The organism is Paludibaculum fermentans, from assembly GCF_015277775.1.
Lineage (GTDB): Bacteria > Acidobacteriota > Terriglobia > Bryobacterales > Bryobacteraceae > Paludibaculum > Paludibaculum fermentans.
Window position 1 is genome coordinate 4,412,027 of record NZ_CP063849.1, and the last position, 14,860, is coordinate 4,426,886.

The 14,860-nt window shown below is 61.6% G+C and carries 12 protein-coding genes; 5 read left to right on the plus strand and 7 right to left on the minus strand.

The window, feature by feature from the left end; genetic code table 11:
- Positions 1-33 precede the first annotated feature (33 nt).
- A complete protein-coding gene (murA, locus tag IRI77_RS17300; RefSeq protein ID WP_228486783.1) occupies positions 34-1,332 on the plus strand; it encodes a UDP-N-acetylglucosamine 1-carboxyvinyltransferase in 1,299 nt (432 codons plus the stop codon).
- Here murA and IRI77_RS17305 read toward each other — a convergent pair.
- The 6 genes from IRI77_RS17305 to purS form a co-directional block, all read right to left on the minus strand.
- On the minus strand, positions 1,306-2,187 hold the full coding sequence (locus tag IRI77_RS17305) for an FkbM family methyltransferase (RefSeq protein WP_194453285.1): 882 nt from the start codon (positions 2,185-2,187) through the stop codon (positions 1,306-1,308). The genes murA and IRI77_RS17305 overlap by 27 nt on opposite strands.
- Positions 2,174-3,055, minus strand: a complete 882-nt coding sequence (locus tag IRI77_RS17310) for an aldo/keto reductase (RefSeq protein WP_228486784.1) — start codon at positions 3,053-3,055, stop codon at positions 2,174-2,176. Before IRI77_RS17310 ends, IRI77_RS17305 begins: the two co-directional genes overlap by 14 nt.
- Positions 3,056-3,233: 178 nt before the next feature.
- Entirely contained in the window at positions 3,234-4,097 is an 864-nt protein-coding gene (locus tag IRI77_RS17315) for a hypothetical protein (protein WP_194453287.1), read from the minus strand.
- Between the two features lie 31 nt (positions 4,098-4,128).
- A complete protein-coding gene (locus IRI77_RS17320; protein ID WP_194453288.1) occupies positions 4,129-4,548 on the minus strand; it encodes a secondary thiamine-phosphate synthase enzyme YjbQ in 420 nt (139 codons plus the stop codon).
- A 15-nt stretch (positions 4,549-4,563) separates the two neighbouring features.
- Positions 4,564-6,417, minus strand: coding sequence for a glutamine--fructose-6-phosphate transaminase (isomerizing) (glmS, locus tag IRI77_RS17325; RefSeq protein ID WP_194453289.1), 1,854 nt, complete (start codon positions 6,415-6,417; stop codon positions 4,564-4,566).
- Positions 6,418-6,453: 36 nt separating this feature from the next.
- Positions 6,454-6,699, minus strand: a complete 246-nt coding sequence (purS, locus tag IRI77_RS17330) for a phosphoribosylformylglycinamidine synthase subunit PurS (RefSeq protein ID WP_194453290.1) — start codon at positions 6,697-6,699, stop codon at positions 6,454-6,456.
- A gap of 156 nt (positions 6,700-6,855) precedes the next feature.
- On the opposite strand from purS, the gene IRI77_RS17335 reads away from it, so the two are divergent.
- On the plus strand, positions 6,856-7,701 hold the full coding sequence (locus IRI77_RS17335) for an HpcH/HpaI aldolase family protein (protein WP_194453291.1): 846 nt from the start codon (positions 6,856-6,858) through the stop codon (positions 7,699-7,701).
- A 228-nt stretch (positions 7,702-7,929) separates the two neighbouring features.
- Positions 7,930-8,484 (plus strand): hypothetical protein, encoded by a 555-nt coding sequence (locus IRI77_RS17340; protein WP_194453292.1) that lies wholly within the window; start codon positions 7,930-7,932, stop codon positions 8,482-8,484.
- 89 nt (positions 8,485-8,573) lie between these two features.
- On the opposite strand, the gene IRI77_RS17345 is transcribed toward IRI77_RS17340, so the two are convergent.
- Positions 8,574-10,352 carry a MutS-related protein gene (locus IRI77_RS17345; protein ID WP_194453293.1) on the minus strand — a complete coding sequence of 593 codons (1,779 nt, stop codon included), beginning with the start codon at positions 10,350-10,352 and terminating at the stop codon, positions 8,574-8,576.
- A gap of 201 nt (positions 10,353-10,553) precedes the next feature.
- Here IRI77_RS17345 and IRI77_RS17350 point away from each other — a divergent pair, with 201 nt between their 5' ends.
- Both IRI77_RS17350 and IRI77_RS17355 read left to right on the plus strand, forming a co-directional pair.
- Entirely contained in the window at positions 10,554-11,993 is a 1,440-nt protein-coding gene (locus IRI77_RS17350) for a M20/M25/M40 family metallo-hydrolase (RefSeq protein ID WP_194453294.1), read from the plus strand.
- Positions 11,994-12,029: 36 nt separating this feature from the next.
- Positions 12,030-14,855 (plus strand): TonB-dependent receptor, encoded by a 2,826-nt coding sequence (locus IRI77_RS17355; RefSeq protein WP_228486785.1) that lies wholly within the window; start codon positions 12,030-12,032, stop codon positions 14,853-14,855.
- Positions 14,856-14,860 lie beyond the last annotated feature (5 nt).

A 14,860-nucleotide genomic window follows, 5' to 3' on the forward strand; every position in this document is an offset into this window, starting at 1 on the left:
TCGGCCTCGGCGACTGCACGTGGGACGGATCAGATGATACTACGCGGAGGCAAGCCTCTCTCGGGAGAGGTGGCTCTCAAAGGCGCCAAGAACGCCTTGCCCAAGATCATGGTTGCGGCTTTGCTGACGGCAGAGCGGTGCACCTTGAGAAACGTCTCGCGCATCGTGGATGTGGCGATCGTCAGTGACCTCATCACCGCCCTGGGCGGCGAGGTCACCTACACTTCCCCCGATGTCCTCGAGATCTGCGCTGCCAACCTCCATCCCATGGAGCGCAGTGTCCTCAAGGAATTCACCGGCAAGAGCCGCATTCCCATCCTGACCTGCGGGCCCCTGCTGGCCCGTTTTGGCGAGGCGCCCGTTCCCTCTCTCGGCGGCTGCCGCATCGGGACCCGCCCGGTGGACTTCCACATCCGCGCCCTGCAGGACATGGGCGCCCAACTGCACGACGAGTCGGGCAACGCGCTGCTGACCTGCGAGCGGCTCTATGGCAACAAGATCCGCCTGGACTACCCCAGTGTCGGCGCGACGGAGCAGGTGATTCTCGCCGCCGTGCGGGCCGAAGGCGTCACGGAGCTCTCCAACGCCGCCATGGAGCCCGAGATCATGGACCTGATCATGGTGCTCCAAAAGATGGGCGCTGTCATCAGCGTGGACGTCGACCGGGTCATAACCATCATCGGCGTGAAAGTTCTGCGGGGTTTTGACCACACCCCCATCCCCGACCGGCTTGAGGCCGCCTCCTGGGCTTCCGCCGCCATCGCCACCAACGGCCGAATCTTCGTCCGCAACGCGCGCCAGGTGGACATGATGACCTTCCTCAACCGCTACAGGCAAATCGGCGGTGATTTCCGGGTAACCAACGAGGGCATAGAATTCTGGCGAGCTGGCGCGAAACTGCGCTCTTCCGCCTTGGAGACCGACGTTCACCCCGGGTTCACGACCGATTATCAGCAGCCGTTCGTCATCGCTCTCACCCAGGCCGAAGGCGTTTCCATCGTTCATGAGACCGTCTACGAACAGCGCTTCGGCTATATTGATGCGCTCAACCGCATGGGCGCCCAGATCCAACTCTATCGGGAATGCCTGGGAGGCCTCCGCTGCCGCTTTGGGCAGCGCAACTACAAGCACAGCGCGGTGATCGTGGGGCCAACGCCGCTGCGCGGCGCCGAGATCAATATTCCTGACCTGCGCGCCGGTTTCAGCTATGTGATTGCGGCCTTGGTGGCGGAAGGCGAGTCGACGCTCTCCAATACGGGCCTGATCGAACGCGGCTACGAGGACCTCGTGGGCAAGCTGCTGCGGCTAGGAGCCCAGATCGTCGACGCCTGAGGCATCCCGGCGTACGCCGTGGACGTGGTAAGGAACGTAATAGCGTGGGTCCTCGTCCCTGGTAATGAGTTCAAATCCGCAGTCCGTCAGGAACTCCCGCACAAAGCCCAGCGTGCGGAAATCTTCGCCCTCGCCTCGCCCCGCCCGGAAATCGTGAGCGGCGATACACACGTGGGCGGTTCGCATCATGGCGTTCCGGCAACCAGGTAACGCCTGACGCTCCGCGCCCTCGATGTTCATTTTGAGGAAGTCGATGTGGTCGAGCCCCATCTCGGCGGCTAGGCTGTCAAACGTCACCCCCTCCACCGGGAAACTCGTGGGCGTCGCGTCGCCGCTCCGCACAAAGTTGGACTCCCACACGGGCAGGGTCTCAATATGCAGCCGCGCGGGCACATCCACGCAGGCTACATTGAGCGTCTGAACGTTAGCCAACCCATTCAGCTCACAGAACCGGTTCAGAACACGGTAGTTCGTCGGATGCGCCTCGATGGCCCAAACATGCCCTTCTGAACCCACTTTCTGGGAAAAGGCGAAGACATCCTCACCGCGGCCGGCGCCGATGTCGACGATCACATCGCCAAGCTTCGGCTTGTAGACGTGAAACCAATAGTCGTCAGCATCGCACACGTATTTCGTCGCCATGTGACACCAGCGGTCCCAGCGAGGCTGTGCGGTCTGGAATAGCTCGGGATCCGGGAATGAAATCCCTTCCGCCCGCCGAATCCACATTCCGTCCCAAAGGATCTCTATCGGCTCGCCGCTGGCGGCGCGTGCGGCCCTGGTCGCCACACGTGCCAATTCGTCTCTCGACCCCGGCCGGTCCAGTTCGCGGACCGTCTCTTCAGCAATCCACATGATCTGCAAAGAAATGATCGATGGATGCCCTCATCTGGGCTGAGACGCTCTTCGGCAGGGAGTTCATCTCCTCGGAGCTGAGCGGCTTGAAGTTCTTCGCCACGTTCGTATTAAAGTCGATGTGCTCCAATTGGGGCATGCCCACCGTGGTGGCGGTTACCGGCAGCGACATCGCATACCGCAACAGCATCTCGGGTGCCGCCTTACCCAGCAGCTTCTCCTGGGCGAACACTTTCATCGCCGTGAGGCCCATCTTCTTTTTCAGGGCCACCGGCATCGCTACGGATTCGAATCCGGAGGCGCCGGTCTGCCCCTGTCCCGCTTTGTCCGAGGGCGCCGCGTTCCCGATCTGGGCGATATTCAATGCCATCTGCGTCGAATCGAAATCGTTGTGCTCCAGCGCAGCCTTCAGCACCTGAGGATTCTGGTGGCAGGTGATACCGATGAAGCGCGCAACCTTCTGCTCGCGCAGCTGATACATCGCCTTCAGCTGGCCGTTCGGCCCTTCGATCTTTGCCAGGTCGTCTTCATTGCCCAATGCGTGAATGTGCATGAGGTCCACCTGGCTGACTCCAAAATTCTTCAGCGAGCGATCGACAATGCGCATTGTGTCGTCGAAAGACCGGTCGCCGCCGATCTTGGTGACCAGGAAGAAGTTCTTCTTGTGGGACTTGAGATACTCACCCACCCATTGCTCGCTCTGCCCGTCGCCATAGCTGGCAGCCGAGTCGACGTATGTCACTCCGGCCTTAAGCGCACGATCGAGGGCGGGCAGGCCTTTGTCTGGAGTCTTGTAAGCCAGCCAGCGGCTGCCGGCCCCGAACGCCAACAAACTGACCTTCTCGCCGGTGCGGCCTAGAGTTCGCATCGGCATTCCGGTTTGGGCGTCAATTTCAGTGGCGAGCGCCGCAAGCGCGGCGGTTGTCAAAAAGGACCTTCGGGAAATGCTCATGGTGACTCCTTCTCGCAAATGGCATTGTATCAGTTAGGGTGTAGGCGAGAGGGGCCGCGGATCACTCGATCCGCCGCGCGGCTCGCACATGCTCCTAATTGTCGCGCTGGGAAACTGCCCCGTCCGGGCAGCTCAACGCATCGAGCAACTTGGGTGCGCTGGGACACGTTTTGTGGACGGCCACGGCCAGGCCAATTGTCGTCACCAGGATGAGAAGCAGGGGAATCCAGGTCACGCCAAGAACGCTGCGGAGCCAGCCCTTGGCTTCCGCCTTTTTCGCCGCACCCGTCAGGCACGAGGCCAGCAGGGCATTCAATGCGATGTCGGGCAGAATTTGCGGGGCGGCGTAGATCAGATAGCCGCCGGCGCCGAAAAGCACCAGAACGAGAAGCGCCAGGAGCGCGAGAATCCAGATTCCATCGTCCAGATCGATGTCGAGGTCTAGGCTGGGAAAGCTGAATCCATGCCCGCCGCCTCCTCCACCGGAGCTCACCGGTGCCACCCTGGTGTCTGCCACGCCCCAGACATCCGAAGCACCTCCGCCGCCGGAGTCGCCGCCCCCAAACGACATGGCCGATCCACCACCCAACGAGGGGCCGCCGCCGCTGGAGGACCCGCCCCAGAATGGGAAGTCGATGTTACCTGGATCCAGCCCGGACCCTAACCCGGAGCCGGTTGGTTTCCGCGATGGTACATCCAGCAGCACGTAAGCCACCCAGATACGCATCAACCCCACAAAAACGAAATAGGCGAGGAGCACCGCCAGCGGGTACCGCACCAGCACCGAGGTGAGGCCGGCCATCAGCAGCAACTTGCTGGCCAGCACTCCGCTCGACGTTGTGGCAAGCAGCAGCAGGCTCATGTGGAACCGCACGAAATACTGGCGCAATACGCGCTGCCGGAACTTCTGGCCCAGCGTCGCGCTGTCCAGCCGCCGGAAACCCTGCCTCGCCTTCAAAGGACCCTCCTCCTGAAACTGCTCACAGCGCTTACTCACCCAGAAGGTGAGCGGCCACGCTGCGGTGGTGGGACGACGTGCGGTGTTCGAAAAGGTAAATCCCCTGCCAGGTGCCCAAAGCCAGGCGGCCACCGATCAGGGGAATTGTGAGCTGGCCCCCCGTCAGCACACTTCGGATGTGGGCCGGCATATCGTCGGCCCCCTCCATGGTGTGTACATACAGGCGGTTGTCTTCAGGAACAATCCGCTCGAAATAGCGGATCAAGTCTGCCTGCACATCCGGATCGGCGTTCTCCTGAATGATCAGGGACGCCGAAGTATGGCGGCAGAACAAAGTCAGCACGCCGGTTCGGAGCGAGCAGCTCCGCACCCAGGCTTCCACATCCGATGTGAATTCGTACAGACCCTTGCCACGCGTGCGGACGATGAACTCCTGTACAGCCTGCCGCATCTCGTGACCCGGGGACTACTCGACGGTGACGCTCTTCGCCAGGTTGCGAGGCTGGTCCACGTCGCAACCACGCCGAACGGCGATGTGATACGCCAGCAACTGCAGCGGAACCACCTCCAGAATAGGCAATAGCAACTCGCGCGTGGGAGGCACCCATATCACGTGATCGGCCGACCGCGTCACGTCGGTCATACCTTCCGTCGCCACCGCGACCACCTTCCCCCCGCGCGCCTTCACTTCCTGGATGTTCGAGAGCGTCTTCTCATACCGCAGCACGCTCGCTTCGTCCTCGGGATCCGCCGTCGCCAGCACCACTGTAGGTAGCGACTCGTCAATCAGCGCATTCGGCCCATGCTTCATCTCCCCGGCGGGATAGCCTTCCGCGTGGATGTAGGATATCTCCTTCAGCTTCAGTGCGCCTTCCAGGGCGATAGGATAGTGAATGCCACGGCCCAGGTACAGGAAGTCGGTGGCTTTGAACAACCACTTCACCAGATCTTCATAGTGCGCGTCGGCCGAAAGCACATGCTCCAGTTTGGCGGGAATCCGAAGCAACTCCTGCGCCAGATCCTGAGACTGCTCAGGAGTCTGCCGGCCCCGCGCCTGCCCTAGGTACATGGCCAGGATGAACAACGCCGTCAACTGGGCTGTGAACGCCTTGGTGGAGGCCACGCCGATCTCGGGTCCGGCATGCGTCAACAGGGTGCCCGCCGCCTCACGCGAGATCATGGATCCCATTACATTGCAGATCGAAAGCGTCCGCGAGCCCTTGCTCTTCGCTTCCCGCTGAGCCGCCAGCGTGTCGGCAGTTTCGCCGGACTGCGAAATCAGCACGGTGAGCGAGTTCGGATTGACGATCGGATCCCGGTAGCGGAATTCACTGCCGTAATCCACCTCAACCGGAATGCGCGCCAGCCGTTCGATCATGAACTTGCCGGCCAGTGCCGCGTGCCACGACGTACCGCAAGCCACAATCCGCACGTTCTGGAACTCCGCGAACTCCTTGGGCTGGATCTGCATCTCATCCAGGAAGACCCGGCCGCTCTCCTGGCCTACACGGCCCAGAATCGTGTCGCGGACGGCGCGCGGCTGCTCATAGATCTCCTTGAGCATGAAGTGCTTGTAGCCGCCCTTTTCCGCCATGATCGGATCCCACAGGATGTGCGATACCTGCCGCTTCACCGGCCGGCCATCCAGATCCATCAGGCGGACTCCGTCAGCAGTCAGCACGGCGATGTCGCCGTCGTGCAGGAAGAAGACGTCGCGGGTGTGGCTGAGAATTGCGGGCACATCGGAAGCAACGAAATACTCGCCTTCCCCCAAACCCACCACCACGGGAGGACCATTTCGCGCGGCGACAATCTTCCCCGGATCCAATCGCGAAATCGCGGCAATGGCGAACACACCCCGCAAGCGGCCTACCGCCAGGCGCACTGCCTCTTCCAGGCTGCCCTGGAAGTACTTCTCCACCAGGTGAGGGATGATCTCGGTGTCTGTTTCCGTCTGGAACGCGTGGCCCTCAGCTTCGAGTTCCTGCTTCAGCGCCAGGTAGTTTTCCACGATGCCGTTGTGAACCACCACGATGTCGCCCTTGGAGTCGCGGTGAGGATGTGCGTTCTCTTCGGTCGGGCGTCCGTGCGTGGCCCAGCGGGTGTGGCCGATGCCATACCAGCCGTCCACGGGAGATAGGCGCACAGCTTCTTCCAGGTTGTGGAGTTTGCCCGACACGCGCCGCAAATGGAGGTTCAGGTCTTCGTCGACCACGGCCAGGCCGGCCGAATCATACCCTCGATATTCCAGCCGCCGCAACCCTTCCAGCAGGATGGGTACAGGTTTCTTATTGCCGACGTAACCGATGATTCCGCACATAGCTATCCTCCGAGTTTCGCCGCGCGGAGCGGCGGTCTAGCTGATTAACTCCAACCGGTACTCTTCGATGACGGGGTTCGACAGTACCTCTGAGGCAATCTGATCGAGCTCCGCCTTGGCCGCTTCCAGGCTGATTCCTTCGGCGAGTTCGATCTCAAAATACTTACCTTGGCGCACTGCGGCAATGCCGGTGTGGCCCATGCCGTTGAGGGCGCGAGCGATCGTCTGACCCTGCGGATCGAGAACGGTCTTCTTCATGGTGACGTAGACGTGGGCTTTCATTGGGCTTCTCTAGAGTTTAGCGGACATGGCAAGTCCTGTGGAGGAATCCCCCGAAAGTACCAGGACTTTGACCTGACCCGCGATTCTCGCTATATTGCGCTGAGTCCGATCAAGTCTGGGGACGGACGACACTTCTATTCCACTGGAGGAACCTCTATGTCCAACAACGTGCCCACTGGGGCTGAATTCAAAGAACAATTGCGGGCCGGCGCCCCCAAGATGGGGCTTTTTCTCAATTCACACAGTCCGACGGTAGCCGAACAACTCGCCCACAGCGGCTACGACTGGCTTCTCGTCGATACCCAACACGGTCCGATGGACCACGAAAAGCTCTCCAACATGCTGTGTGCCATCGCCAGCGGCGGAGCCAAGTCGATGGTTCGCGTGGCCGGCTATCACGACCGCGGCGGCATCCAGCAGGCCCTCGACCTGGGCGCCGATGGCGTGCTCGTCCCCTACATCAATACGGCGGAGGAGGCCCGGCAGGCGGTAAGCTGCACCCGGTACCCCACGGCCGGGACCCGCTCAGTCTACTTCCCCCAGCGCAGCATGAACAAGGCCGGCCTGCTGGGCTACGCGGGTAATGCGAATAAGAATGTCATCGTCGCCCTCCAGGTGGAAACGGCGGCCTGCATCGAGAACATGGCGGAAATCGCCGCGGTGCCGGGCGTCGATATGCTCTTCCTCGGCCAGAACGACCTGTGCATGTCCATGGGGCTCTATGAGAAGTACGAATTCCCCCACATGTACACGTCCCCGGAACTCCAGGCGGCCACCGAGACCCTCATCTCCGAAGCGCGTAAGAATAACGTGATCCTCGGCTTGTTCCTCTTCGGAACCACCCGTGTCGCGGAGTTCCTTGCCAAGGGCTTCAGCTTCATCAGCGTCGGCAACGACCTGCATCACGTCCTCACCCAGTCCGCCGCCTACGTGCAGGATCTGGAGAAGATCGCCGCCACCGAAGGCAAACTCTGGACCCGCCGGCCCACTGCGCTGTTCTAAACCTTCCGCAGCGCCGGCTCGGCCGCCAAAATTAGGCACAACCCACGGAATTTCGCAAGTGATTTAACCGTTAGACAGGGGCGGCCCATCTCCAATCAGGAGAAGGGCCGCCTTCGTTTTTCTGAAACCCAAACAAGAGCCGGATAGTCTATAATAATAAGTAAGTCGGCCAAGTAGTCCTTCCTTATTTCTCCCTCACGTTCGGGAAAAACCAAACGGAGAAACCAATTGATCAATCTAAACGCTACTCGTGTGTCCCTGCTGGCCATCCTCGCGTTGGCCCCGGCATCCCTGCTTTCCGCTGCGAACGCCAAAGAGGCATCGCTCAAGGAGAGCATCGCGCTCATGCAGGACATTGCGGGCGCGACGATGGGTATTCGGGAAACGGCCGCCCGCATCGAGTCCTTCAACCGGACTCCGATGCAGCTCAGCCGTATGTCCCATTCTTATCAGCTAAATGAACTGCGTGAACAGGTGAATGCCATCGCTCCGGCAGTCAACCGCCTGGAAGAACTGAGCGCCTCCCTCGGGGCGCCGGAACAGCAGACCATCGCACGCGCCGGCATCGCGGCCCGCGCGCTGGCTGCCGAGGTCAACGCCACGATCCTCAAACAGAATGAGGTCGATGGCAACCCCAGCCTGAATGTCGATTACTGCCGTCTCATCAAGGCTGTATACAGCAAGGCGAGTGCGCTCAACAAGAGCCTCGACGCCGCCGCGGATTACTCCAAGGCACGCGGCCGGGCAGAGCAGAATGGCATCATTCCGGCTCCTGCCGAATAGACCCGCCAACAAACTGGGACAAATGCGGAAAGTCAAAAACCCGCATTTGTCCCAGGACTTTTACTTAGTTAATTTGAAAGCACCATCGATCAGACTTCCAGTCCGATCGATCGCATCAATTCAAGCGCATTGCTCTTGGCGACAACACCCGGCCGAATCGTATAGTCGAACCGCATCTGTCCGTCTTCCATACGGTCTTCGAAGTGCATATTGATGCCCCGCGGCTCCACCTGCTCCGCGATCTGCGTCAACGCCAAGTCGTGCGTCGTCACCAGCCCGATCGCCCCACGCTTCACCAGCCCCTGAATCACCCCCGCCGCGCCAATGCGCCGGTCGTGTGAGTTCGTGCCGCTCAACACCTCATCCAACAGGAACAACAGCGGCGGACCCTGCTTGGTCAGCTCCACGATGCGCCGCAGCAGTACGATCTCAGCGAAAAACCGCGAATTCCCCTCCTGCAGCGAATCCACCACCCGGATCGACGCCCCTATGGCAACCGGCGACAACGCCATACGCTTAGCCCGGACCGGCGCCCCCGCCAAGGCCATCACCACGCTGGTGCCCACCGTCCGCAGCATTGTACTCTTGCCGGACATGTTCGATCCGCTGATCACAATCAGGGGCTGTGTCCCGTCCAGCCGGATGCTATTCGCCACCACGCGGTCCGGAGGCAGCAACGGGTGCGCAAGATCCTCTCCGTCGAGGACTGGCCCGCCTTCCACGACCTCTGGAAAGCGATCGTCCGGATGTTCCCAGGCGTACCCGGCCAAGGCCAGCAGCGCTTCCATTTCGCCCAACGTTCGGAGCCATTCCGGAATGGACGGACCGTGCACCCGGCGCCACCACTCTATCGCCCACGAGCAGTTCAGCCCCCACATCAGGATCAACCCGATCGGCGCAAACAGCTGATTGCGGCGCAGGTCCAACAGGCCTACCAGCCGAGCCAGGCCCGCCACCTGCTTCGAAGGCCTGACTCCGCCCTCCTCCAGGCTGCCCCTCAGCTCCAACAGCTTCGCCGAGGAAAAGTCCTCCTGCTCCAATCGGGCCAGCAGTGACGCAATCAGGCCAAGCTCCCGCGAAGGCTCTTCCAGGCCGTTCAACACCGCGAATACCTTCGGCCGCATGAGGAAGGAACAGGTGATCTGCGCGATCAGAGCCAGTAGGAACGGGATCCGAATGCCTGTCACGGCCATTACCCCGAATGAGGCCAAAGTACACGCGGGCAACAGCAAGGCGGCGGCACGATGCCCCGCTGTCAACCCCACCGGCGGAGCGGTCCCCCAGCGCATCAGCGTATCTGGATGCACGGCCGCGCGCACATCCTCGCCCATCAGCGCCAACTGTTCCCGCAACTCCAATCGGGGCTGCAGATCCCTAACGGCGCCCTGCCGCGCCTCGACATCGGACTTGCGAGCTCCGCGCAATAGCCATTGCGCCAGCGTCTCCTCCCCGCCCCGGGTACGCGCCGTGCAAAGCAATTCAAACAGCGAACCCCGTCCGAAGAGATCCAGCGAAGCCGCGTAGGGATGATCCGCCGGTTCGAACTCCGCGCCACTTACCCCTCGGCCCGGCCACGAGCCATCCAGGCGCGCCAGCCCGTCCTGATAGAGCTTCATTGCCCGCTGCGCCACCCTCTGGGCTCGCAAGGCCGCGTCGTGCCGGATCATTAGCACCACGAACACAACAATCGGCAACGGCAGCCACCAGGGCGAAGCTCCGCGATGCACAAACACCAGCCAAAAGAGGAAGACACCCGCCAAAGCAACGGCCAACCGGGCATTCCCGATCCCGCTCGCCAGTGCCGAATGACGTTGCGCTGCCGCCTGGTATTCGTCCAGCCGGCGTTGATATTCAGACAGTGGAGTCACGCTTGCTTCATTGTAGGCAATGCGGCCTTCTCCCCCAGGCCCATTGCAATTTCGTTGACAATTCGTTTACCTATCCGTAAAGTAATTCAAAGTCGTTGTGGGACTTGTACTCACTCCGCGCTGAGTCGCTAAAAGGCGAGATCCCTCTATGCCGAGGCGTGCGTCACGTCGCACGGGAAGTCCACTTGCATAGGGGTCACAATGCGCCTGCGCTCGCTTCTTCTGCCTCTCTTCACAACTTGCCTGTTCGCTGCCGATACGGCCGCACCGCTGCCGGAAGTTGCACAACTCCTCGTCGACATCATCCGCGTCGACACCAGCAATCCGCCGGGCAATGAGGACAAGCTGGCGCAACTCCTGGCCGCGAAGTTCAAGCCCTACGGCTTTGAGATCGACATCATCCCCACCCCTCAACCCGGCAAGAGCCACTTCATCGCGAGACTCCGAGGCAATGGCAGCCGCAAGCCGGTCCTCCTCGCTGCTCATGCCGACGTCGTAGGTGTAGAGCGCGAAAAATGGACCGTTGACCCCTTTGAAGGCGTAGTGAAAGACGGAGCCGTCTGGGGCCGTGGCGCCATCGACTTCAAAGGCGGCCTGGCCGTCTTTGCGCAGGCAGCCATCGACATCGCCCGCCGCAAGATCCCCCTCGACCGCGACATCATCTTCCTCTCCGAAGCCGACGAGGAAGGTGGCCAGTACAACACCCGCTACCTCTCCACGAAGGCCTGGGACAAGATCGACTGCGAATTCGCCCTGAACGAAGGCGGCTGGATCATCAAGGACGACAAGGGCAAAGTCCTCTATGTCAGCATCTCCACCGCCGACAAATCCGGCGTCAGCCTGAAGCTCACCGCGCGCGGCACCTCCACCCATTCCTCCATGCCGCGGCCCGACAACGCCATCTACACCCTCGCCCGCGCCTTGGCCAAAGTCTCTGAGTACGACACGAAACCCAAACTCACCAGTTCCACCCGCGAGTTCTTCATGGCCCTCTCCCAGGTCAGCGCGGAGCCGATGAAATCGCACTTCCGCAATCTCTCCGAAGGCAAGGACCCTCAGCTCGTCGCCGCCGCCGACAAGGCCATCAGCGAGAACACCCTCCTGCACGCCATCATGCGCGACACCATTGCGCCCGTCCTCATGAACGCCGGCTTCCGCGGCAACGTCATTCCAGGCTCGGCCGAAGTCACGCTCAACTTCCGCACCATCCCCGGCACCTCCAACCAGGAACTCATCGATGAGATGACCAGGGTGATCAACGACCCCCGAGTCGAAATCACCGTCGCCCAACCCGGCATCGGCCGCACTCCGCTTACGCCCGAGCAGTTGAAGGACTACGAGCGGCTCCGCAACATGCCCGAGTCTTCGAAGGAGACCGACCTCTATCGCGCGCTCGTCGCCAGTTCAAAAAAGACCTACCCCGGAGCCGTCGTCACGCCCTACCTCTTCCAGGCCGGCACCGATGCCTTCGCCTGGCGCTCGCGCAATATTCCCGTGTACGGCATCTACCCTTACCCCATCGATGCCGCCGACCTCAGCCGTATGCACGGCAACGATGAACGTGTGCCCATCTCCTCGCTGCAGACGGGCGTTGCTTTGATCACCGACACCTTGCTGGATGTCGCCGCCGCCAAAAAGTAGTCGCTCTGGATAGTCGAGACAGAGGGGAGTACAAGCATGAAGTGTGTCTGGACACTCGTAGTGTCTCTATTCATACTGCCGGCACTGTGGGCACAGCAAACCGGCATTCAGGGGGCCGTCACGGATTCGACAGGAGCCGTGGTCCCAAACGCAATCGTCCGCTTGCTTCCGGCCGGAGGCGGAGCAGCCTCCACTACACTGACGGGGAACGAAGGACAATTCATCTTTCCCGCCCTGCAGGCCGCCGAGTACAAGGTGCGCGTCGAAGCAGCCGGATTCACGCCGGCCGAACGCACCATCAATCTGCTCGTTGGCCAAAGCCTGGTCGCCGAGTTCCAGCTCAAACCCGCGGCCCAGGCCAGCACAGTCGACGTGCTGGCTGACGCTGTCACCATCGACGTCTCTTCCTCGCAGGTCGGCGGCAACGTGGACACCAGCCGCATGAAGGACACTCCTTTGAATGGCCGCAACTGGATGGAGCTCTCGCTGCTCGTCCCGGGCGTCACCGTCAACGCAGTCTCCAATACGCCTCTTGGCACGGTCAGCGGCGGACGCTTCCAGATCAATGTCGACGGCCAGCAGGTGACTCAGAATGCGGCGGGCGCCGGCTTCGGCCAGCCCCAGTTCAGCCGCGAAACCATGTCCCAGTTCCAGGTCATCACCAACCGCTTCGACGCCACAATGGGCCGCTCCGCCCAGATCCAGGTGAACGCTCAGACGAAGTCCGGCAGCAACGAGTTCCATGGCTCCGCCTATGGCTACTTCCGAAGCGACAAATTCAACGCCGCCGATCCCATCGGCCAGCGCGTTCTCCCTTTCTCCAACAAGCAGTTCGGCGTCACCGGCGGCGGCCGCATCCTCCGCGACAAACTCTTCTTCTTCGGAGCTTATGAGGGCGAATCCCAGCCCTCCACGGTGCTCGTCACCCCCCAGGGCTTCGGCGGGCAGAGCTTCAGCTTCGCCAACGACTTCCAGACCAAAACCTGGATCGGCCGCGTCGATTGGGTAGTCAATGAGAAACATCGCCTCAGCGGCCGCTACAACGGCTCCCAGTGGCGCAATCCCTTCGGCAACGTATCCGGCACCAGCCATCCTTCCCAGGCGGCACAACAGACCCGCGATGGCGAAACGACGATGCTCGATTGGACGTGGGTCATCAGCCCCACCACCACCAACGACGTCCGCTATGGCTTCAACTACTTCCAGTGGAAGAACAACCCTTACGTGCTCAGCCAGGAGTACCGCCTGCCCGGCGGCATCACCGTCGGCGGCCCGTACAACTACCCCCAGGAGTTCAACCAGTTCACCAACCAGGTGCGCGATGATCTCTACTTGCTGAAGGGCGCCCACAGCATCAAGCTTGGCGGCGAGTACCTCTCCAACAACCACACCGGGTTGTTCCCGCAGAACTCACGCGGCACCGTCAATCCGTTCACCGCCGCCCCCGCCAACCTGCCGTCGATCTTCCCTGTCTGGAACGACCCCACCTCGTGGAACATCGACGCCCTCTCACCCCTGGCCTCCACCTATACGCAGGGCTTCGGCAACTTCAACATCGACATCCCCCGCAACGTCATCGCTGGCTGGGTCCAGGACGATTGGAAGATCAACAAACGCCTCACCGTGAATCTGGGCCTGCGCTACGACAACGACATCGGCATCTGGAGCACCCCCACCCTCAAGAGCAATGTCGTGCCTCCTCGCGGCGGTCAGAACCTGAACTTCTCGCCCCGCGTCGGCTTCGCCTACGACCTGCTGGGTGACCGCAAGACCGTCATCCGCGGTGGCGGCGGCCTCTACTTCGCCGACATCCAGGCCAATCAGGTCATCAACCAGTCCATCTTCAACGGCGAATCGTCGCTCCAGGTCGGCGCCAGCCGCACCTCCACTACATCCATCAATCTCCGCGATCCCTTCAACGGCGTCACTGGAGCCGACTTCCTCTCCGGCAAGGTCCCCGTACCCGCCCAGAATGTCCAGCTGTTGAATACCAATGCCGTCACACCCTACTCCGCGCAAGCCTCCATCGGCGCTGAACGGCAACTCGGCCAGTCCTGGACCGTCTCCGGCGACTTCGTCTACTGGCGCGTCTACCACGAGTGGATCCGCCAGGATCGCAACATCGGCTTCAACCCCGTCACCGGCTTCGGCACCAACCCCTCCGTCAGCGGCCGCCCCGACACCCGCTTCGGCCAGATCCTCGAATTCACGACGCCCAATGCCTCCGGAGCCATCTACTACGGCGGCCAGTTCCAGGTCACCCGGCGCTTCGCCAAACGCTTCTCCGCTGGAGCCGCCTACACGGTCTCCAAATTGAAAGACTCCTCCTCCGGCCCCTTCGGCTACCCCAACAATCAGTTCGACCTCGCCGACGAATGGGGACCCTCCGTCGACGACCAGCGTCACACGTTGAACTTCGACGGCAGCATCCAACTCCCCTGGGGCTTCCAGAGCAGCATGTTCTACCACTACGGCTCCGGCGCGGCCTTCGCCTCCATCGGGCCAGGCAACCCCTTCAACTACGCCGGCACCTCCAACCGCACGTTCCTCACCGGTACGGCGACCTTCATCGATCCGTCGTACCTCTATCCCTCCCTCGCCCCCGGCTACACCAACGTGAAGCGCAACTCTCTCCGCGGCCAACCCATCAACCGCATCGACTGGCGCCTCACCAAGACAGTCGCCATCAAGGATCGCTGGCGCGCCACGGGCATCTTCGAAGTCTTCAACGTCATCAACGCCCAGAACTACGGCACCTACCAGTCCAACATCGGCCTCGCGACCTTCGGACGCCCGGCCTACAACTCCAACCTGGCCTACGCGGCCCGCATGCTGCAGTTCGCCGTACGCTTCGACTACTAAGCCCC